This is a genomic window from Streptomyces sp. OR43 (genome assembly GCF_008042275.1).
In the GTDB taxonomy this organism is placed as follows: domain Bacteria; phylum Actinomycetota; class Actinomycetes; order Streptomycetales; family Streptomycetaceae; genus Streptomyces.
The window spans coordinates 1-19,643 of the sequence record NZ_RDBK01000030.1 but is presented as its reverse complement, the minus strand read 5'-3'; the positions used below and the strand labels follow the sequence as shown (position 1 = coordinate 19,643).

Below are 19,643 nucleotides of genomic sequence, written 5' to 3'. Positions count from 1 at the left end.
GGGCGGGGGTCCGGTGCGTCGGCCCGCGCGCCCGTGAAAAAGCCCGTTGACGCAGCACGGAGGCCCGCTGCTACTCTCGCGGAGGCCGTGCGACAGAACGAGGAGGTGGTACCCGTGAACGCAATAACGACATGGGTGCTCCCTTCCGGAGTCATGGTCGGGCGATAGGTCGTCCGGGAGCGCCGCATCCGAGCACTCCCGAAAGGCACGACCATGCAGTTCACATCCGAACAGCACCTCGACGACGGCGTCCTCGAACGCGCATTCACTCTCGGGGAGATCCCCGGCATCCTGTGGACGCCCGCGTCGGCATCCTCGTCCACCTCACCGGCACCGCTGATCCTGCTCGGCCACCCTCCGCTCGGACTGGGCAGGATGTACCCGCGACTGGCGGCCCGGGCCCGGCACTCCGCGGCGCAAGGCTTCGCCACGGCCACCATCGAGCTCCCGGGAAGCGGCGACCGGCCCCGCCTGCCCGTCGTGGACGGGGCCCGCGCCGACCTGCGCCGGGCGTTGGAGGCCGGCGAGCCGGTCAGCGACGAGATCGTCGACGCGCTCGTCCTCCCGCTGGTCGAGCAGGCGGTCCCGGAATGGCAGATGGCCCTGGACGCCCTCCTGTCGCTGCCCGGGATCGGCGGGCCGGTCGGGTATTCGGGGGGCGTGATCTCCATCGGCATCCGGCTGGCGGTGGTCGAGCCGCGCATCGCGGCCGCCGGCCTCTTCGCCGGCAGTCTTGTGCCGCGTTCCATGTTCGAGGAGGCCCGCCGGGTCACCGTTCCTCTCCATGTCCTGTTGCAGTGGGACGACGAGGGAAACGACCGGCAGGCGGCCCTGGACCTGTTCGACGCCTTCGGGTCCGAGGAGAAGACGCTGCAGGCCAACATGGGGGGTCACACCGGCGTCCCGCAGTTCGCCGGGGACGACGCGGCCAGGTTCTTCATCCGGCATCTGAAGTGAGGCGGCCCGGACGCCGGGCCACCGGCGGACGGTAGGCGATACCGGCGGACGCCAGGCGCTGCCGCCGGAGGGCGGAATCGCCGTGCCCCGGCCGGCCTCCCGGCCGGCCGGGGCACGGCGCTCAACGGCCTTGACCTGAAGTGCCATTGAGCTTCTAGCGTCTCTCTCGGTTGAACACCGACGACGGGAGAACACGCTCATGATCCTCGTGACCGGAGCCACCGGAAACATCGGCAGCGCGCTGCTGAAGGAGCTGCACGCACACGGCGCCGGACCGCTGAGAGGGCTCAGCCGCCACGCCGCGCAGGCCGCCTTCCCCGAAGGAGTCGAGGCCGTGCAGGGCGACTTCGCGGAGCCTGCGTCGCTGACGGCCGCACTGGAGGGGGTGCGGGCACTGTTCCTCGTATCGCGTCTGGGGCCGGACGCCGACATCCTGGAAGCCGCGCGGCAGGCGGGCGTGCGGCACGTGGTGCTGGTGTCCTCGATCACCGCCCTGACGCATCCGCACCTCGTCCCCGCCCAGGAGAACCTGGCGGTGGAGCAGCTGCTCAAGGAGAGCGGCCCGGCCTGGACGATCCTGCGGCCGACCCAGTTCGCCTCGAACACCCTGATGTGGGCGGACTCGGTCCGTGAGCGCGAGACCGTTCTCGCACCGTACGCGGACACCGCACTGCCGACCATCCATCCCGCGGACATCGCGTCGGTGGCACGGGTGGCGCTGACCGAGCCCGGCCACCGGGGGCGCACATACGCCCTGACCGGCCCGGAACCGGTGTCGGCCCGTCAGCAGGCCGAGGCCATCGCGGCAGCCCTGGGCCGGGAGGTGCCGTTCGCCGAGATCAGCCGCCGACAGGCCCACGCCCGGATGGCCGCGGTCTTCGGAGCGGAGGCCGCGGACGCGGTGCTCGACGTCACGGGCGGAGACGTCAACGACGAGCTGCTGGCGGTACGCGACACGGTTCCGCAGGTCACCGGGGCCCCGGCCCGGCCGTTCCGGCAGTGGGTCGCGGAGAACGCGGCGTACTTCCGCTGAGACACGGCCGGTGTCCGTGCTCCGTCAGAGGGCGATCAGGCCCGCCGCCGTCTCCCGGAAGCCGCAGGCATCGAAGTAGAACGACCGCAGATGCTCTTCGAAGTCGACGTGCAGCCACGCGCACTTCGCGGCACGGGCCTCCTCCGCGGCGACGGCGACCAGCCCCGCGCCGATCCCTCTCGACCGGAGATGCCGGGCCACCACCGTGTCCAGGGCGAAGGCGTGCGCTCCTCCGTCCCAGGCCACGTTGACGAACCCGGCCAGCGAGCCGGCGTGCCGGGCGCAGACCCAGCCGAGGCTGTGGCGCTCAAGCCGTGCACGCCAGTCGGCCGGAGTCACCGGGGAGCCGAAACCCTCGGCGTGCAACGCGTCGAGCGCCGTGTTGTCGAAGTCACCCCGCCACTCGTACGTGATCGTCACGCCCGGGATCATAGTGCCCCGGCGCGACGCCGTCCGGAATCGGAATCGGCATGGACATAGGCATCGGCATAGGCGTCGGCGTCGGCGTCGGCGGTATGTGCATGGGATCGAAGGGGCCACGTTTGTCGTGGAGTTGGCCCGGCCCGCGCGCCCCGCTCAGCTGTGCCGCATCCAGACGTTGGGCTCCCGGTACACGCCCTGGTCTGCGGACCGGTCGATCCGGAGCAGGCTCAGGCCGTCCGGAATCACGTAGTCGCCCGATGCGGGAAGGGCCAGGCCCGTCCAGCGCTCCCACTCGGCGACGGTGCCGGTCATCGTCTGCGACGCGGGCGCCGCCGCGAGGATCTCGGCACCGAGACGCTGATGGGTCCGCAGCCACGGGTCGAGGGCCATGCCGTCCTCACGGTTCCAGCGCATGAACGTCTCGATGGGTGTCAGCGGATACCGGGCCTTCGTCGTCGGACGGACCGGCGCGATGACCCGGTCCAGGCCGGCCTCCCCGGCCGTCCGGCGCAGAGCCTTGATCGTCTCCCCCGCCAGCCCGCGCCCCTTGAGCGACGGAGTGACGACAGCTCCGCAGATGACCAGCGTGTTGGCTTCGGTCCCCCGCTCCCGGCCTTCGACCGCGCGGACGAGGGCCTGGGTGTACCCGCTGGGGAGCGTCTCGGTCAGACCGTCCCAGTGGATGGGTACGCCCCAGCCCGACGCGACCGGGACCTCGCGCTCGTCCACCAGCGTGAGGTCCAGACCGGCGAACCACTCACCGACCCTGCCTATGTACTCCTTCACCAGGCGGTCGGCGCTGATGAATGCCGGAAAGCCCTCGCTGAAGAGCTCCTTCAGCTGCTCATCCGGCCAGGTACGCGCGTCGGTCCGCTCGATCGTGTAAACCATGCCTCTTCCTAGCATGGACGTTCCGGTGCGCCAGGCAGTCGGATCAGGCGGGCCGGCCGGTCGGATCGGGCCGGGTCAGGCCGGGCCCGCACCGCGGAAGGCCCGCCGGTAGCTGTCCGGCGGGACGCCGACGATCTTCTTGAACTGGCGCCGGAGCGTCGTGGCGGTCCCCATGCCGGTGGCGACGGCGACCGCCTCGATGCTGTCGTCGGTCGCCTCCAGCAACTCCTGGGCGCGGCGCACCCGCTGGATCAGGAGCCACTGGATCGGGGTCTGCCCGATGACCGACCGGAACTGCCGCCCGAGGTGCCGCGGGCTCGTGTTCGCCTTCCGCGCCATGTCGGTCACCGACAGCGGCTGGTCCAGCCGTTGCTGGACCCAGGCGAGCAACTGGGTGAGCGCGTGGTCGCCCGAGGCCCGCACCGGGGTGGACGCGAACTGGGCCTGGCCGCCCGGCCGGTGCGGCTGCATGACGAGGCGGCGGGCGACCGAGTTGGCGACGGACGCCCCGTGGTCGAGGTGGATCAGGTGCAGGCAGAGGTCGACGGCCGCGGCCTTGCCCGCGGACGTGAGGACGCTGCCGTTGTCGGTGTACAGGACGTCCGGGTCGACCTCGGCCAGCGGATGGCGGGCGCTCAGCTCGGCGGCGTGGGCCCAGTGGGTGGTGGCCCGCCGGCCGTCCAGCAGGCCCGCGGCACCGAGCACGAACGCCCCGGTGCACAGCGAGGCGACCCGCGCACCCGCCGCGTGCGCCGCGCGTACGGCCTCGACCAGCTCCGCGGGCGGGGGCACGTCGATGTCGGCGCCCGCCGGCACGATCACGGTGTCGGCGGCCGTCGCCCGGTCCAGCCCGTGGTCGGGCTCGACCGTGAACGGGCCGACCCGCACCGGGCCCGGCCCGCAGAGCTGTACGTCGTACCAGCCCTCCGTCGCCTCGCGCGGGGGGTTGCCGAAGATCTCGTACGCCACGCCCAGTTCGAAGTGCAGGAGGTCACCGGCGGCCAGCAGCGCGACAGTTGGCATGTCCGAAAGTGTACGCATGCTGTCGGTCCGGACCCTCACGGTCGTGCTCCGTCCCCGCCGAGACTGAAGTCCTCACCACATCGAGAGCGAGCGGGGAACCATGAACACAGGGGCTGCGGTAGTGGTCTACGGGGCGACCGGGCACACCGGGCGTTTCATCGTCGCCGAGCTGCGGCGGCGCGGGTTCACCCCGGTCGCCTCCGGCCGGAACGCGGCCCGGCTGGAGGCGCTGGCGGCCGAGTGGGGCGAGGTGGAGGTACGGCCGGCGAACGTGGACGACCCGGCCGCCCTGGACCGGGCCCTCGCCGGTGCGGCGGCGGTCATCAACTGCGCGGGTCCCTTCGCGCTGACCGGCGCCCCGGTCGTCGAGGCGGCCCTGCGGGCGGGGATTCCCTACGTCGACGTCGCGGCGGAGATCGAGGCGAACGTCGCGATGTTCGCCGACCACACGGAGGCGGCCCTGGCATCGGGCACGCACGTGGTGCCCGCGATGGCCTTCTACGGCGGACTGGGCGACCTGCTGGTCAGCGCGGCGACGGGCGGGGCGACGGCCGCGGACTCGGTCGATGTCGCGTACGGGCTGAGCAGTTGGCGTCCCACGGCAGGCACCCGGGAGGCGGGGCAGGTGTCCCACGACCGTCGCGCGGGCCGTCGGGTGCGGTTCACGGACGGCGCTCTGCGCTACCACCGGGACGAAGTGACGCGGGGCGAGTGGCTGTTCCCCGAGCCGCTGGGCAGACGCGCGGTGATCGAGGAGTTCACCATGGCCGATGTCGTCACGGTGCCCAGCCATGTGAAGGTCCCGGAGGTCCGCACCCATATGTCCGTCGAGGCGGCGGGCGACCTGGCGGGCGAGGACACCCCGGCACCGGAGGCGGTCGACGCGCTGGGGCGCTCGGACCAGACGTTCGTCGTCGATGTCGTGGTCCGCACGGAGGGCGTCGAGCGCCGCGCCACGACACGCGGCCAGGACATCTACGCGGTCACCGCGCCCCTGGCCGTGGAGGCCGTCGCCCGCATCCTGACCGGCCGCACCCGCACCACGGGCGTGGCCTCGGCCGGTGCGATGTTCGACGCGGCGGACTTCCTGCGCGCGCTGGCCCCGCACGTGACGGTCGACCTGCCGGGGTGAGCGCGGGCACACCCCGTCCGCCCCGCCCCTTCGTACGCTCACGCCAGGAACGCCGACACCAGCTCCACGAACCGATCGGCGTCGTCGACCCACGGACAGTGCCCCGCCCCCTCCTGCACGACGAGCGTGGCGTCGGGGAACAGCCCGGCGAAGGCGGCCACCGAGCGGGGCGGACTGTTCAGGTCGAACTCGCCCGCCAGCAGCAGGACGGGCGACCGGAAGGCTGCCAGCGCCGCACGGGTGGCCGGCGGGTCGAAAGCGCCCTCGGCCCCGAAGTGGGCCACGGCGTCCGGGTTGTCCGGCCGGCTCGCCGCGTGATGGTCGCGCGCCGCCTCGTCCCACCGGCCGTAGAAGAACGGATCCAGAGCCGCCTCCGTGTGGTCGGCGAACATCGCGACGTTCGCCTCGATCTCCGCCGCGACGTCGACGTAGGGAATCCCCGCCCGCAGGGCCGCCTCGACGACCGGGGCGCCGGTCAGCGCGAAGGGACCCGCGCAGTTGATGACCGCCGCCGCACCGGCGAGGGCCCGGTCCAGGGCTCCCGACGAAGCAGGTCAACGAGCGGATCATCGCCCACCTCCTGCGCACCGCCGAAAGCTCCTACCCCGGCCGGCCCGTCCATCTCGTACCCCCCGAAGTCACCGCGCGAGGCGGGACCACCCGCCGCGGCGAGCCGATCGAGGACCTGCCGGCCGTCGCCTGCATCGGCGCGTTCGACTCGGGCACGGTGCTCCTCGGGTGGCTGCGGTGGTGTTGTGTACGGCCGCCGCCGTAACGAGGGGGGCCCGGCGGAACGTTCCCTTCACCTTTTGCCGCTGCTCAGGCCCGGTGGACGGATGGCCGTCCCGTACGCCGACGGTAGTAGGACACGGCGACCGCGCCGAGCAACGGGCCCCAGAGGATGAGCGGCTGGTACAGCAGACCGACGACGGTGTGGCCGGTATGGGTCATGTCGGCGTGCGGGAAGGTCCACCACCACGCCATCGGCGCCCACAGCGCGGTGAGGCAGACGGCTCCGGTCAGCGCGGGCACGGTGGCGGCCAGGGGGTGGACCGTACGCCCGCCCACGCGCGGGATCCAGCGCGGCAGCACTTCGCCCCACGGGCGCACCAGGCCGACGGTCAGGAGCGCCAGCAACTCGGTGACCACGCTCAGGAACAGCATCCACGCCTTCGCGCCCGGGGTTGCGAAGGCCTCGAACCCCTCGGCCGTGTAGCCGGCCGGGAAGCCGAGGACGAGCGCGATGCGCCAGAGGCCGGTGGGAAGGACCACGAGGGCGGCCAGGTGTGCGCAGCGGACGGCCCAGCGCGGGGCGGGCGACGCGATGGCGGTATCGGGCGGGGCGGCGTGGGTGCGCTGTGTCGGTCGCATGACGTCAGCCTGTCGTGGGTATCCGCTCGTCTCATCGCCCCGCGAGGTGAGTTCGGTGCCTGTGCGGGGAGGAGGCGAGGCCCCGGATGCCTCCGCCGTCCGGGGGAGCGGCGGTCGTCCCGCCGTATGGGGCTATGCGCCGCCCGGCTGGGTGGCGGTCCTCAGTCCTCGAATTCCCGGGCCAGTTCGTCCCATGCCAGGCTGCGCAGGCCGGCGGGGTCGTTGTCGTTCGTCGGAGTGTCCGCGGTGTCCTGGAACCAGACGACGACGAGTGCGGAGAAGTACCAGCCCGAGTCGTGGGCGGGGTCGATCGCGCCCGAGTCGAACGCGCCGATGCAGGCGACGGCCGGCAGGTCCTCGATCGGCTCGCCGCGGCGGGTGGTCCCGCCTCGCGCGGTGACTTCGGGGGGTACGAGATGGACGGGCCGGCCGGGGTAGGAGCTTTCGGCGGTGCGCAGGAGGTGGGCGATGATCCGCTCGTTGACCTGCTTCGTCGGGACGCCCTCGATGAGGCCGCCGTAGGTCGAGCGCAGCCGTAATTCGGTCAGGGCGATGCCGCGGCGCGGCGACAGGGTGAGGTGGCTCAGGGACATGGACGGACGGTACCGCCGGGTCCCGCCGCGCACGAGTGACCGGCGGTAGCGGGGGATCAGGGCTCAGTCGGTGACGAAGTGGTCGAACTCGCCCGCCCGGACGCCCTTCGCGAACGCCTCCCACTTGGCCCGGGTCGTCGTGACGACGTTCTCGGGGTCGCTGGTCTCGCGCAGGTGGACGAGGTCGTCGCCCTCGCCGAAGGCGATCTCGATCCAGGGGCCGGGGCCGGGTTCGTCCTCGGGGGCGGCCCGGGTCCAAGTGAGTGTGTCAGCCATGGGGGTGCTCCTCCTTGAGCGTGCGGAGGAGGGCGCGCAGGGCGGCGGGGGTGGTGCGGAGTATCGCGCCGGTGGGGTCGCCCGATTCGGTCAGTCCTATTGATCCGCGTCGGTCGGTGCCCACGTGAATGCAGGCTTCGCCCTGTGCGCAGTACGACGACTTCTGCCAGGTGTGCTGGGACAACGTGGCTCCTTTCACAGGCCCTTGGCGACCCTGTGGATGAGGTCCTGGGACTTCACGACGTTCAAGGAAGCCGCTTCGAGGCGTTCCAGGAGGAGGCGGTACTGGGAGAGTTGCGCTTCGGCGTCGATGAACACAGGACCGTGGGACTGATCGAGTTGTGCGGTGTCGAGGGCGGGTACTGGCCCGTGCACGTAGTACAAGGACTGTCCCGACCCCGGATAGTAGGTGGCTTCGAAAGGGATCACGCGGATGGATGTGTGAGGGAGCTCGCTCACCTTGAGCAGATGCTGTAGCTGCCCGCCGGCAACCTCCACACCGCCGAACCTCATGTGGAGTGCGGCCTCGTGAATGACGGCCCGGTAGGGCGAAGGGTTCGAGCGGTGGAGCACGGCCTGTCGCTTGATGCGGTACGAGACCCGGTGCTCGATTTCAGGCGGGGACAGTTCCGGAACGGCTTGACGGTAGATCTCCCGAGCGTGATCGACGGTCTGGAGCAGGCCGGGAATGTGGATGCTGTGCGCCGCGTGCAAGCTGGTGCCGTGGTGTTCGATCTCGGCCAGATCGAGCAGCTTGGGCGGCAGGATCTCGCGGTACTCCTCCCACCAGCCGCGCTTGCGGTCGGTCGTCATGGACACGAGCGCCTCGACGAGCGCTTGGTCGGTGCAGGAGTACGTATGGGCCGCGACCCGTACGCGATCGGCACTGACCCCGAAGCGTGCGACTTCTATGTTGCTGAGCTGCCCTGAACTCGTGCCGAGGAGGTCGGCGGCCTGCGTGGTGGTCATACCGGCGCGCTCTCGAAGTTTGCGCAGTTCGGCGCCGAGCCGTGCGCGGCGTGCGGTGGGGGCGGCCCTGCCTGCCATATCGAACTCCCCTTGCAATACATCCCGTTGATGGGTCACTCACACGAGTGGTTCAGCGCAAGGATTCTGGTTCATTGATGCAAAGAATCTTTGCGACCGTCTAATCTCCGTCTCAGGCCACCCGCCCGGAAGCACCCCGCTCGACGGAGCGGCCTCGTCACCGGGCACCGCAGCACACCTCATCCACGCTTCGCCGTCCCTCGTGATCGGAGAACTCCATGCCCACGGCCACCGTAGCGCCGCCCTGGACGTACACCCTCCAACTCCCGCAGGATCCCCGGGCTCCCGGGGTCGCCCGTGCCACGCTCCGCAACGTGCTCCGCGCCCACGGCATGCCCGAACTCACCGAAACGGCCGAACTGTTGGCGAGCGAACTCGTCACCAACGCCTACCGGCACTCCTCGGGGCCGTACTCCCTCCGTATCCGCGACGCCGGCCGCAGCCGGATCCGGCTCGGGGTCTGGGACACCGAACCCCACATCCCCGCCCCCTTCCAGTGGAGCGCGCAGGCTCCGCAGGAACTGGCCGAGCGCGGGCGGGGGCTGTACCTCGTCACGCTCTACGCGGAGAGCTGGGGCGGCTACCCGATGCGCGGCGGGCTGCCCGGGCAGGGAGGGAAGATGCTCTGGGTGGAATGTGCCGGCTAACCGTACGGTCCGGGGGGACGAGTCTCCGTGACGCAGGCCCACCGGCCCGGCCGGGGTCTTCGGCCCTCACCTCATGCGGGCAGTTTCGTGTCGATGACGAAGCTGATCTCGACGAGCTGGCCGGGCAGGGTCAGTTCGGTGATGCCCAGAACCGTGCTGGCCGGGCGGTGGTCACCGAAATACCGCAGATTGCCCGCCATCGTTGTTGCGCCGTTCTGGCGCAGGTTCACCAAGTACAGGGTCTGCGAGACGATCTGCTTCCGGGTGGCGCCGTAGTGGTCCAGGATCCGGTCCATGTTGGCGTAGGTCTGTTCGAGCTGGGCGGCGAAGTCGCCCGGGTGAAGGAACTCGCCCGCGTCATCGAACGAGACCTGTCCGGAGACGTGGATCAGCTCGCCGGACCTGATCGCCTGCGAGTAGCCGAAGTCGTTCTCGGCCGGCACGTCAAAGCTGAAGGAATCAAGGGTGGCCATGGTGTTCTCGCTCCCGCTTCGCTCTCTTGTGGTTACTCAGGAACTGTAGGAGAGTGGCGGCTGACCTGGAAGAACGCACTTTTCGGTGACTGAGGAACCTTATGGTGACCAAGCAACTGCTCAAGGGCCTGCCCGAGGATGCCGACCTGCGGCGGGCGGACTCCCTGGCGCGGGAGATCTTCTCGGACGTCGCCAACAAATGGGCGCTCCTGATCATCGAGGCGCTCGGCGAGGGCACCCTGCGCTTCAGCGAGTTGCGCGACGAGGTCGAGGGTGTCAGCCACAAGATGCTCACTCAGAACCTGCGCATGCTCGAGCGCAACGGCCTGGTCGACCGGAAGGTGTACCCCACCGTGCCGCCACGCGTCGAGTACACCCTTACCGGGCCGGGGCGGGCCCTGCGCGCCGCGGTCGATGTCATCTGTGACTGGACCCAACAGCACCTCGGCCATATCGAGAGCGCACGCGGCCGCTTCGACACCTGACGTGCGCGGGTCGGTGCCCTCGCGTCCGGGCGGCCGCTGCCGCCCTGGTCACTTGGCTCCCCACTCCTCCACGGAACAGGGGGATGGTGAATATGTGCCTGTTTCATTCGTGCGACACCCGCGAGTTGGGGGCGCAGTAGACGAAAGGGCCGTGCGATGAGCCGGGCTTCCGAGGACTCCAACCGGCGCATGCTGCGGGCCCGGGACGCGATGGACCGGGCGTACTCCCAGCCGCTCGACGTGCCGGCTCTCGCGCGGATCGCGCATGTCTCCGAGGCGCACTTCTCGCGCACCTTCCGGGACACGTTCGGCGAGACGCCGCACCGCTACCTTCAGCGGCGCCGGGTCGAGCGGGCGATGTTCCTGCTGCGGGAGACCGACCGGAGCGTGACGGACATCTGCTTCGAGGTCGGCTTCGGGAGTACGGGGACCTTCAGTCGTACGTTCCGGGAGATCGTCGGCCGGTCGCCGAGGGTGTACCGGAAGGAAGCGGTGGTCACGGGGGTTCCTACCTGCTTCACGATGGCGTGGACGCGACCGAGTGGCTGATCGGGGCTGGAGCGAGGCGTGGGGCGGGTGCGGCCTCCGGTCGATTGACAAAGCGGAGCAGTGTTCCGGATACTAAGTGGAGCGACGTTCCGTTTTGGTTGGCCGACCACGCGGGACGCCCCTGACCACCATGTCCGCCGCCGGTCGAAAGAGACCCGTGCGCGGTCGGTGCCATCGAGAAGGAGCCCTCCCCGTGAGCACATCCGCATCCGCATCCGCATCTGCATCCGCATCCGCGTCCACCAGCGAGAGCGGACCCGCTCTCGACGCCTTGGGCTCGCCCGCCCCCGTCCTGTCCGTCAGTCCCGTGACCCTCTCCGTGCCGGGCCGCCCCGTCGATCTCCAGGTGCGCGTCTCCGCACCCGTGACCGGAACCGCACTTCCGGTCCTCCTCCTCTCCCACGGCCACGGCCCCTCGAACAACCTCTCCTCGCTCAACGGCTACGCCCCGCTGGCCGACTTCTGGGCCGCCCACGGATTCGTCGTCCTCCAGCCCACCCACCTCACGTCCAGGACGCTGAGCCACCTCGTAGCCGACGCCCCCGGAGCTCCCGACTTCTGGCGTTCCCGCGCCGAGGACATGACGCACATCCTCGACCGGCTCGACGTGATCGAGAACGCCGTGCCGCAGCTTGCCGGGCGGATCGACCACGGCAGCATCGGCCTCGCCGGACACTCGCTCGGCGGCTTCACCGCAGCCCTTCTCCTGGGTGCCGGGCTCACCGACCCCGCCACCGGCAACGTGGTGCGCCTCGTCGAGCCCCGGATCAAGGCCGGCGTCCTGCTTGCCGCGCCCGGCCGGGGCGGCGAGGTCTTCAACGGGCCCATGGCCGGGCAGTGGCCGATCATCGGTGGCGTCGACTTCTCCACCATGGCCGCACCCGCGCTGGTGGTCGCGGGGGACAAGGACGACTCCCGGCACTTCACGGACATGGGACCGGAGTGGCACGCCGACCCCTACACCCTCGCCCCCGGGCCCAAGGACCTGCTCACCCTGTTCGACGCGGAGCACGGGCTCGGCGGGATCGCCGGATACGACGCCGCCGAGACCACCGACGAGAGCCCTGCACGCGTGGCCGCCGTGGCCCGGCTCAGCGCCGCCTACCTCCGGACCCGGCTGCACCCCGGCGATCCGGCGTGGCGGACCACCTCCGAGGCGCTGACGACCGGCCCCGACGCGGTGGGACGGGTCGTGTCCAAGTAGGCCGCTGCTCCCCGCGGCAGGAGCCCGTGCCGATTGAGCAGTTACGGATAAGTTTTCGGGGCGCCGGGGTCGTAGCGTGGACGTCATGTTCAACGCCATCACGCACTCGCAGATGTACGTCCTCGACCAGGACGCGGCCCTCGACTTCTACGTCGGCAAGCTCGGGCTGGAGGTGGCCGCCGATGTCGACCTCGGATCCATGCGCTGGCTGGCCGTCAGTGTCCCGGGCCATCCGGAACGGCAGATCCTCCTGGAGAAGCCGGGCGCTCCGGCGATGTCCGAGGAGACGGCGGCGCAGGTCCGCGACCTGGTGACGAAGGGCGCGATGGGCGGCTGGGTCATCCTCACCACGGACGACTGCCACAAGACGTACGAGACGCTGCGTGCCCAGGGCGTCGAGTTCATCGAGAAGCCCACCGAGCGTCCCTACGGCACGGACTGCGGTCTCCGGGACCCGTTCGGCAACCGCATCCGCTTCACGCAGCCGAAGACCGCCGGCTGACAGGAGGAGGGGAGAGTCCGTCTCCCCGGTCTCCCCGCTCACCTGACGGATGGCCGGGCCTCTGGCCGAACGGCCGAGAGCCCCCTGACGGGCCGCCGGTGGGGCGTTCGTCAGGAGGCTCGCGGGGGTGGGTTCCGGCTGGGGTCAGGACTTCGAGTCGGCCTGCTTCATGGAGCTCACCGCATCGGCGATCGTGCCGCTGTACAGGCCCAGCTTCGGGTCGAGGACCTTCACGTCGGGGCCGAGCGGGAAGTTGAGCTGCTCCGCGTTGGGCATGTGGTCGCCGTCGGCCAGCACGTTCAGCTCGTTGATCCAGGTCAGGGCGCCGTCCGCGCCGCTCGGGTTGAGGTCGATCACCGCGATGGCGGCGGTCTTCGGCTTGACCGGGTAGGCGGGGGCGCCGCCCAGGCCGCCCGGGACCAGCGGGGTGACGTCACCGCTGTGGTCCTGGGCGCTCGCGCTGCCCAGGCTGACCCGCGGGAAGTAGCTCAGACCGCACGCGTTCGCGCCGGTGTTGTTGACCTCGATCACCTGCTGGGTGGCCGAGCCCTCACGGGCGTACACGCGCACCGAAAGGTTCTCGCTCGTGCACGGGTGCTTGTAGGCGTAGCTGTCGCTGGTGTTGCCGCCGGTGGTCGTGCCGGTCTTGGTGGCACCGCTCTTGGACGTGCCCGTGCTGGAGGTGACCTTCTCCGCGGAGCCGCCGGTCGTCGCGGTGCCGGAGGAGTCCGAGGAGCCGTCGGAGCCGGACTGCTGCGAGGCGCCCGCCGAGGCGGCGCTCTTCGCGGCGTTGTCCGCCGGGCCGGCCGACTTGGTGCCGCCGCCGTCCCCGCTGCAGGCGGTGAGAGCCAGGGCGAGCACGGCGGTGACGGCTGCGCCGAGGGCGGCGGTGCGCTTGCGGGAGTGGATCGTACGCATGTGGATTCCCCGAGTGTGTGACGGTCGAGTGTGGAGGTGCTGCCGAGGCCCGGAACTTGCGGCGAACCGCACCCCCTCCTGACCTGCTGACATGTGAAGCCTCCCGCCCGCCGCTCATGTTCTGCTAACGCTCGGCTGACGTCCTGCTGACGTGCCCGGAATGGCGGCATCCACCCGCGTGCGGCCCCGGTCGCGAGGCCCTGTTCGGTACGCTCGGCCGCAGCCGGGGTGATGTGGCCCACGTCACGCGTGACTTCCGCGGTGTGATCACCGTTAGATGTGATGTGCCCAAGCCTGCCTTTTCGGACGAGACCGCCGCTGTGCCGCCTCCGCCGCCCGTGCCCCAGCCGTTTCTGCTGACGCCACGGCAGGGGGAGGCGGCGCGTGAGCTCCTTTCGTACGTGAGCCGACTGCCGCTGACCACCGTCGATGCGCAACTTCTCGCCGTCGTGGTGGCGATCCGGGCCGCGCGGGCCGGGATCGGGAACCTCACGGGTACGGACCTGCGGTCGCTGCGGCTGGACGATCCGGCGGGGGCGGTGGGTGAACTGGCCGCCGCCGGCTGGCAGGTGCCCGACTCGCTGCTCCACGGGGACCCGGACAAGCCCGCCGGGATCGTCGTACCGGAGATGGCGCCGGGCCCGGAGCACGTGCTGCCCCTGGGCAAGGGCACGCGGTCGAAGGTCTCGGGATGGGCCATGCGTACGCGCATGGCGAAGCCGGTCAAGAAGGCCTCGCCGGCCGCGCGGCTCGCCGCGCTGTTCCTGGCCGCGTACTGCACCGACGAACTCCTCGGCGAGGCACCCGACGAGCTGCCCGTCGCCTGCTACCCGGCGGTGCCCGTCCTCATCGAGAAGGGGTTCCTGGCCGAGATCTCCGGGCGGACCTACCGGCTCGGCCCGGCGGTCCGGCACCTCGCCGGCCTGTTCCGTACCCCTGAGGAGGTCGCGGAGCTCGCGGCCGAGGAGGCGGCGCGCAGGGTGGCGCGGGAGGCGGCGGCCGCGGCCGAACTCGAGGAGGTCACCCCGGCCCAGTGGGCGGAGTGGAAGTCCGGGATCAGTCCGGCGCTGCTGCGGCACGTGGAGTCCGTGGAGCAGTGCACGCTCTGCCGGCCCTCCTTCGGGCGCGTCGCGAAGGCGTTCATGTCCGCACCCTCGCCCGTCCCCGCACCCCGGCCCGCCGCGAACGACCACGGCACATGGCGGGAAGCACATCCCGAGTGCGGCCGGGAGGCGGCCGAGTTCACCGTGGCCTTCCGCGCGGAGCACGGGCACGGGCCTTCGTACGGACAGTTGTGCAAGGGGCTGGGCTGGAAGAAGCTCTCGCGCTCGTTGCGCGGCCTCGTCGTGAGCGGGATCGTCTCCGACGGCTGGCTGACCGAGACCTCTCCGGTGCCGTGGACCCTGCGCCCCGGGAAGGCCGCCCAGGCACAGGGCATCGTGCTGCCGGGGCAGTCGGCGGCGGCACGCAGCACACGCTGAGCCGCGCCGGGCTCAGGAAACCGGCGGTGTACGGAGGGCCTCGGAGGCTGGAGGCGTGCCTTCGTCCGTCTCGCCCCGTGCCGTGTTCCGCGCGGAGAGGACCAGCGTCGCGGCGATGAGGAGCGCCGTGATGATGCCCGTGACGAGGACCGGGGACGGCGCGAACGTGGCGGCCAGGACGGCGAGGACCGCGACGGGATGGAGCACGTCGGCCGTGCGGCCCAGGCTGCCGGTGCGGTGGTGCAGCAGCCAGACGAGGGTCACGAAGACGGCGACCGGGATGGTGTAGACCGCCGCCGCGGACCGGTCGGAGAGGTGTCCGTGGCCGGTCGTGTGGGCCACGTTGACCGCGAGACCGGCGCCGACCGCCGCCGCGGACGCGAAGACCAGGTAGTGGCCGTAACCCCACAGAAGTGCCATGCGCAGGGTGGTGAGCCGGTCGTGCACGCGCGCACTCCGCGCGAAGTAGAGCCACCACAGGGCGAAGACGGTCAGAATGCCGCCGACGACCAGGGCGGCGAGGTCGCCGAGTGCCGTGTGGGAGTCGAGCGCGGCGTGTACGGCTCCGGTGGCCGCGGTGATGGACTCGCCCAGCACGATCAGGGTGAACAGGCCATACCGCTCGGCGATGTGGTGCGGATGCCAGGTGGTGGTGGCCGAGCGTTCCGCCCAGGCGGGTACGGCGATCTCGGCCAGGACCAGGATGCCGAACGTGACGAGGCCGGTGTCCTCGGGCAGCGTCAGACGCACGACCCAGCCGACCTGTACGACGAAGATCCCCACGGCGTAGCGCAGACACGTGGAACGCCGCTCGGGGTCGGACCGGGCGGCCCGCAGCCACTGGGTGACCATGGCGAGCCGCATGATCACGTAGCCCCAGGTGATGACCGTGAAGTCCTCGTGCTGCAAGGCCTGTGAGGCCCCGGCGGCGAGGACGAGGGCGCCGGTGATCTGGACGAGGGTGAGCAGCCGGTAGGGCACGTCGTCGGTGTCGTAGGCGGAGGCGAACCAGGTGAAGTTCATCCAGGCCCACCAGATCGCGAAGAACACCATCGCGTAGCCGAGGACGCCGTGGCCGATGTGTCCTTCCGCGAGTTCGTGTTCGAACGCCGTCGCCGCCTGGGCCACGGCCGTGACGAAGCAGAGGTCGAAGAACAGCTCCAGCATGGTCGCGGTGCGGTGCTGTTCGTCGGACAGACGGGCGACCATGGGCCGGTGCCAGGAGGCGGGGGAGAGCGGGGAGGGTTGCGAAGAGCTCATGGGGGCGCATTCTTCCTGTGTTCCGGCTTCCTGTGTTCCGGCCGGGAGGGAGCGTGGCCAGGGTGTCGTGGCCGGGCGTCGGGCGTCGGGCGTGGGGCGTGGGGCGTCGGCGGTGAGGTAATCCGCTGGCGCGGCAGCCGGGGTCCTGCCAGACTCCGCCGCATGACGTACGGAATCGAGAACCACCCCATCCGTTGAGCGCCCCGGAAGAGCGCGGAGCGCTCACTTCCCGGTCGTCGCTGTACCGGTGCGCGATGTCCGTCCAGCTGGCCGAGCCCGAAGGCCCGTGGTCCCTGGAGTACGCGGCACCGCCCGATCGCACCCCACCGACGAAGCGGGCCCACCGCAGCCGGCGGCAGATCCGGGCCGAGCTGACCGACGCGCTCACCTCGTTGCTGGTGGAACCGGACGCCTCCGCGGCCGCGGAGGAACTGCAACGGCGTTTGGCCGCCATGGATCCACCGGTCCGGCACCACAGCATTCACCTGATCGTGAGCGGGCTGTCGCTGGAGAACGAGGCGCGGGCACGTGCGCTCGCTCGGTGCCTGGTTCGTACGGGACGCAGCGTCCGGTCCGTCTGCGTCGGGCTCGCTCTGCTGACCCGGCTCGGAGAGCCGGAGGACGTGCCGTGTCTGAAGTCGCTGGCGCTGCTGCGGGACCTCGTACGCCCGGTCATCCACACGCTCGACACCCTCGACAGGCGGGCCGCGGCCCTGATCCACCTGCGGAACGAGGCGCCGAAGCCCGAACTGAGCAGGCTGCTCGGTGCGCTCGGTGCGGGGTATGACGCCGATGTGCGGGAGCGGCTGGTCGCGCTGCCGCGGACGATCGGGCCCGAGAACGCCCGGCGGGTGGCGGAGGCTGCGCGACTGGAGCGGTTGCTGGAGCTCGACGAGGCGGACGCGGGCTCCTCGGGGCCGGTCGGCACACCGCGGGTAGGGGCCGCCGAACTGGTCGTACAGGCGGCCTGGTTGTTGTTCCGGATGACCTGTGTACGTGACTCGAGTCCGGAGATCCTCTCCTATCAGGAGGCCGTTCGCGCGTACGAGGCCATGGCGCGGGCCGCCGCCCGTCACCTGGAGCCCACCCTTGACCACTACGCCTTGCTGCTGTCAGCGGCCCAGGAGCTCTCCAGCGGGACCGGCGTGCTGCACGACTGGGGCGGGCCGGGGCGGCGGGAGGCCGTGGTCGCGGAGCTGGTCGCCGTCCTGGACCGGCCCGCATGGCGGACGGTCGTGGACGAGGAGGCGGAGCCCGGGGGCGTGCGGCGGCGTACCGAGTGGGCGCGGCGGGCCCGGCGGCAGTTGGCGCGTGGCCCGGCCGGACCGGTGGAAGGGCTGCGGATCGACGTCGCCGAACGTGATCCCCTCGACCCGGGCACCGTCGAGGCCCGCATCGTGGTCGACGGCCGCCCTCTGGTGCCGGCGGTCTTCGGGCGGGGGACCGTGCACAGCCCGGAATGGCTGCTGGACAGCGGCCGGCTGCGGGCCACGGAGGAACCTCGGGAGGTGGAGCTCGCGGAGGCGTACTGCTCCGAGGGCTGTTGCGGTGCGCTGTACGTCACGATCCGGCGGGCCCGCGGCGAGGTGGTGTGGTCCGACTGGCGGTGCCCGCCCCCGCCGCCGTCCGCGCTGCATGTGCGTGAGATCCCGGAACTGCGCTTCGACGCGGCCGCGTACGACGCCGAGGTCCGTCGTGCCGAGAACGACCACACGTGGACCTGGCCGGCCCGCAGGACCGCCCGGCTGATCGCCGCCGGACTGCGTGACCGGCCGGAGCTGCTCACCCGCTGGGGCGTGGAACTGGGCTGGGCCGGCACGGCGTTCAGTGACCTGGACCAGACGGTGTTGTGCCTGCGGTACGCGGGGGACGACGGCTCGCCGGAGTACTTCATGTGGTGCGTCCAGGAGGACGGAACCCTGCCCGAGGACCGTGCGGCCGACGCGTTGCGCCGGCTGGCGTCGGAGGATCCGAGGACGTACGGGGCGTAGCGGGCCGGTCTGCCGCGCGTGCTGCTGGTCTGCCGATGGGCCGTGGGCGGGTCCACGGCTGGTCGGCGGCTGATCCGCGGCTGGTGCGTGGCCGGTCCGTGGCTGGTCCACCGTTCGGGTGATCTCCGTCCGGMGGCGATCWGCCGGTGGGCCGCCGGGCGCTGGGGGAGGAGGCAGCTTCCGGGCTTCCGTACGCCCGGAAGCGCGGCGTGTCGGGGATGCCGGGTTTGGCACAGTGCCGCTCCACGATCAAGGACCGGGGTGAGTGGGGAGTGGTGAGCGGTGAGCGGTGTGCGGCAGAGGCTGAGTGATCTGGCGGGTGGCGGGGGCGGTTCCACGGGCGGCGACCAGTTGAGGCACAGCGACGGGGCGTGGCTGCRGGCTGCGGGGGGTGCGGAGGGGATGGGCGTACATCTCGGCCCGGTGCGGACGGAGCTGGCGACCGCGCACGAGGGGCTGCTCGCGGGGACGGTCGGCCTGAGCGCGCTGGCCGAGCTGGGTGCCGTACGCGAGTCGTGGGAGCGGCGCTTCGAGACGGCGCGCCGTGAGTGCGGTGCGCTGGCCGGCAACCTGCGGGCGGTCGCCCGGGCACAGGGCGAGACGAACGAGACGGTGAAGTCGTCCTTCGCTCCGGTGGCGAGGCGGACGCGCGGGGTCGAGCGATGACCGCGGGGGCGGGGTCATCCGAGCTGACCTGGGCGCAGTTACGGGACCTGAACTGCTCCGAGCTGGAGGGTGCGGCCGACGGCTGGGGCAGGGCGAGCAACCGGGCCGATGCCGGGCGGGACCGGATCGAGAAGCAGTTGCTGAACGGATTGCGCGAGACGCAGCAGGGCGCGGCGGCGGACGCGGCAGTGGGGCGGTTACGGCAGCTGAGCCGGAACCTGCAGTACGTGTACACGGAGTGCGGCCTCGTCCGTACGACGCTGAACAGCCTCGCGCACGAGATGAAGGCTCAGCAGCGGGCGCTGCGGGAGGCGTTGGAGGATGCGCAGGCGCTGAGGTTCACCGTGCACGCGGACGGGTCGGTGACGTATCCGGAGGCGGGGGAGGGCCTGGTCGACGGGAAGCCGCTGGCGGGCGGAACGGCGTCGGCGAAGGGTGCGCCGGGGCTGCTGGCGCCGTCGGGGCTGGTGGCCCCGAACCCCAACACGGCCAAGGCGCAGGACATCGCTGACCGGGTGGCGAAGGCGGTGCGGACGGCGGCCGAGGTCGACTGGCGGTTCGCCAGGATCCTGCGCAAGCTGAAGGCGGAGGAGGGCCTGAAGGTCCCGGACCGGACGTGGACGGACGCTGCGGGCGACGCGGCGGTGGTCCGGAACGTGGCTGGGGGGTACCTGAAGTCGGGCATCCCGTACGACGCGAGCCCGGCGGCGCGGGGGGCGTG

The 19,643-nt window shown here is 71.4% G+C and carries 23 protein-coding genes and 1 pseudogene; 12 read left to right on the top strand and 12 right to left on the bottom strand.

The genetic code is table 11. The annotated features are described in order from the left end of the window. Nucleotides 1–213 precede the first annotated feature (213 nt). Both EAO72_RS15785 and EAO72_RS15780 read left to right on the top strand, forming a co-directional pair. On the top strand, nucleotides 214–957 hold the full coding sequence (locus EAO72_RS15785) for a dienelactone hydrolase family protein (protein ID WP_148017973.1): 744 nt from the start codon (nucleotides 214–216) through the stop codon (nucleotides 955–957). A gap of 199 nt (nucleotides 958–1,156) precedes the next feature. Beyond that, the gene (locus EAO72_RS15780) at nucleotides 1,157–1,990 is read left to right on the top strand and encodes an NAD(P)H-binding protein (protein WP_148017972.1); all 834 of its coding nucleotides are present in this window, start codon (nucleotides 1,157–1,159) and stop codon (nucleotides 1,988–1,990) included. 24 nt (nucleotides 1,991–2,014) lie between these two features. Here the strand turns inward: EAO72_RS15780 and EAO72_RS15775 are convergent, their stop codons facing one another. From EAO72_RS15775 to EAO72_RS15765, 3 genes are all read right to left on the bottom strand, one after another. Beyond that, the gene (locus EAO72_RS15775) at nucleotides 2,015–2,410 is read right to left on the bottom strand and encodes a GNAT family N-acetyltransferase (protein WP_187285067.1); all 396 of its coding nucleotides are present in this window, start codon (nucleotides 2,408–2,410) and stop codon (nucleotides 2,015–2,017) included. A 156-nt stretch (nucleotides 2,411–2,566) separates the two neighbouring features. After that, nucleotides 2,567–3,304: a hypothetical protein gene (locus tag EAO72_RS15770; RefSeq protein ID WP_148017970.1), complete on the bottom strand. Its 738-nt coding sequence runs from the start codon at nucleotides 3,302–3,304 to the stop codon at nucleotides 2,567–2,569. Between the two features lie 75 nt (nucleotides 3,305–3,379). Next, entirely contained in the window at nucleotides 3,380–4,327 is a 948-nt protein-coding gene (locus tag EAO72_RS15765; protein WP_148017969.1) for a GlxA family transcriptional regulator, read from the bottom strand. Between the two features lie 100 nt (nucleotides 4,328–4,427). Between EAO72_RS15765 and EAO72_RS15760 the strand changes: the two genes are divergently transcribed. Then, nucleotides 4,428–5,459 carry a saccharopine dehydrogenase family protein gene (locus EAO72_RS15760; protein ID WP_148017968.1) on the top strand — a complete coding sequence of 344 codons (1,032 nt, stop codon included), beginning with the start codon at nucleotides 4,428–4,430 and terminating at the stop codon, nucleotides 5,457–5,459. A 38-nt stretch (nucleotides 5,460–5,497) separates the two neighbouring features. Here EAO72_RS15760 and EAO72_RS15755 read toward each other — a convergent pair whose 3' ends face one another. The 6 genes from EAO72_RS15755 to EAO72_RS15730 all read right to left on the bottom strand — a co-directional run bounded on the left by EAO72_RS15755 (nucleotide 5,498) and on the right by EAO72_RS15730 (nucleotide 8,746). Continuing rightward, on the bottom strand, nucleotides 5,498–5,896 hold the full coding sequence (locus EAO72_RS15755; RefSeq protein WP_410090349.1) for an alpha/beta fold hydrolase: 399 nt from the start codon (nucleotides 5,894–5,896) through the stop codon (nucleotides 5,498–5,500). A gap of 382 nt (nucleotides 5,897–6,278) precedes the next feature. After that, on the bottom strand, nucleotides 6,279–6,830 hold the full coding sequence (locus EAO72_RS15750) for a hypothetical protein (RefSeq protein ID WP_148017966.1): 552 nt from the start codon (nucleotides 6,828–6,830) through the stop codon (nucleotides 6,279–6,281). Nucleotides 6,831–6,991: 161 nt separating this feature from the next. Next, a complete protein-coding gene (locus EAO72_RS15745) occupies nucleotides 6,992–7,423 on the bottom strand; it encodes a hypothetical protein (protein ID WP_148017965.1) in 432 nt (143 codons plus the stop codon). A 63-nt stretch (nucleotides 7,424–7,486) separates the two neighbouring features. Continuing rightward, nucleotides 7,487–7,699 carry a DUF397 domain-containing protein gene (locus tag EAO72_RS15740; protein WP_148017964.1) on the bottom strand — a complete coding sequence of 71 codons (213 nt, stop codon included), beginning with the start codon at nucleotides 7,697–7,699 and terminating at the stop codon, nucleotides 7,487–7,489. Next, on the bottom strand, nucleotides 7,692–7,883 hold the full coding sequence (locus EAO72_RS15735; protein WP_148017963.1) for a DUF397 domain-containing protein: 192 nt from the start codon (nucleotides 7,881–7,883) through the stop codon (nucleotides 7,692–7,694). The genes EAO72_RS15740 and EAO72_RS15735 overlap by 8 nt, the downstream gene beginning before the upstream one ends. Nucleotides 7,884–7,894: 11 nt before the next feature. Further along, nucleotides 7,895–8,746 (bottom strand): Scr1 family TA system antitoxin-like transcriptional regulator, encoded by an 852-nt coding sequence (locus EAO72_RS15730; RefSeq protein WP_148017977.1) that lies wholly within the window; start codon nucleotides 8,744–8,746, stop codon nucleotides 7,895–7,897. Between the two features lie 218 nt (nucleotides 8,747–8,964). Between EAO72_RS15730 and EAO72_RS15725 the strand changes: the two genes are divergently transcribed. Beyond that, complete coding sequence (locus EAO72_RS15725) at nucleotides 8,965–9,393, top strand: ATP-binding protein (protein ID WP_148017962.1); 429 nt, start codon at nucleotides 8,965–8,967, stop codon at nucleotides 9,391–9,393. Nucleotides 9,394–9,464: 71 nt separating this feature from the next. On the opposite strand, the gene EAO72_RS15720 is transcribed toward EAO72_RS15725, so the two are convergent. Further along, nucleotides 9,465–9,866 (bottom strand): RidA family protein, encoded by a 402-nt coding sequence (locus EAO72_RS15720; protein WP_148017961.1) that lies wholly within the window; start codon nucleotides 9,864–9,866, stop codon nucleotides 9,465–9,467. A 101-nt stretch (nucleotides 9,867–9,967) separates the two neighbouring features. Between EAO72_RS15720 and EAO72_RS15715 the strand changes: the two genes are divergently transcribed. From EAO72_RS15715 to EAO72_RS15700, 4 genes are all read left to right on the top strand, one after another. Next, nucleotides 9,968–10,351, top strand: coding sequence for a winged helix-turn-helix transcriptional regulator (locus EAO72_RS15715; protein ID WP_148017960.1), 384 nt, complete (start codon nucleotides 9,968–9,970; stop codon nucleotides 10,349–10,351). A 156-nt stretch (nucleotides 10,352–10,507) separates the two neighbouring features. After that, entirely contained in the window at nucleotides 10,508–10,900 is a 393-nt protein-coding gene (locus tag EAO72_RS15710; protein ID WP_148017959.1) for a helix-turn-helix domain-containing protein, read from the top strand. Nucleotides 10,901–11,171: 271 nt separating this feature from the next. Further along, the gene (locus EAO72_RS15705; protein WP_148017976.1) at nucleotides 11,172–12,104 is read left to right on the top strand and encodes an alpha/beta hydrolase family protein; all 933 of its coding nucleotides are present in this window, start codon (nucleotides 11,172–11,174) and stop codon (nucleotides 12,102–12,104) included. 85 nt (nucleotides 12,105–12,189) lie between these two features. Next, a complete protein-coding gene (locus EAO72_RS15700) occupies nucleotides 12,190–12,606 on the top strand; it encodes a VOC family protein (protein ID WP_148017958.1) in 417 nt (138 codons plus the stop codon). A 144-nt stretch (nucleotides 12,607–12,750) separates the two neighbouring features. Here EAO72_RS15700 and EAO72_RS15695 read toward each other — a convergent pair whose 3' ends face one another. Then, entirely contained in the window at nucleotides 12,751–13,524 is a 774-nt protein-coding gene (locus EAO72_RS15695; RefSeq protein WP_148017957.1) for a DUF4232 domain-containing protein, read from the bottom strand. A gap of 284 nt (nucleotides 13,525–13,808) precedes the next feature. Here EAO72_RS15695 and EAO72_RS15690 point away from each other — a divergent pair, with 284 nt between their 5' ends. Then, complete coding sequence (locus EAO72_RS15690; RefSeq protein WP_410090347.1) at nucleotides 13,809–15,005, top strand: hypothetical protein; 1,197 nt, start codon at nucleotides 13,809–13,811, stop codon at nucleotides 15,003–15,005. A gap of 12 nt (nucleotides 15,006–15,017) precedes the next feature. Here the strand turns inward: EAO72_RS15690 and EAO72_RS15685 are convergent, their stop codons facing one another. After that, complete coding sequence (locus EAO72_RS15685) at nucleotides 15,018–16,265, bottom strand: low temperature requirement protein A (RefSeq protein WP_148017956.1); 1,248 nt, start codon at nucleotides 16,263–16,265, stop codon at nucleotides 15,018–15,020. 254 nt (nucleotides 16,266–16,519) lie between these two features. Between EAO72_RS15685 and EAO72_RS15680 the strand changes: the two genes are divergently transcribed. From EAO72_RS15680 to EAO72_RS15670, 3 genes and pseudogenes are all read left to right on the top strand, one after another. Next, complete coding sequence (locus tag EAO72_RS15680; RefSeq protein ID WP_261991494.1) at nucleotides 16,520–18,256, top strand: hypothetical protein; 1,737 nt, start codon at nucleotides 16,520–16,522, stop codon at nucleotides 18,254–18,256. Nucleotides 18,257–18,658: 402 nt separating this feature from the next. Then, nucleotides 18,659–18,922, top strand: coding sequence for a hypothetical protein (locus tag EAO72_RS15675; protein WP_148017955.1), 264 nt, complete (start codon nucleotides 18,659–18,661; stop codon nucleotides 18,920–18,922). Then, nucleotides 18,919–19,643 (top strand): annotated as a pseudogene (locus EAO72_RS15670) (alpha/beta hydrolase); the annotation flags it as partial. The gene EAO72_RS15675 and the pseudogene EAO72_RS15670, both read left to right, overlap by 4 nt.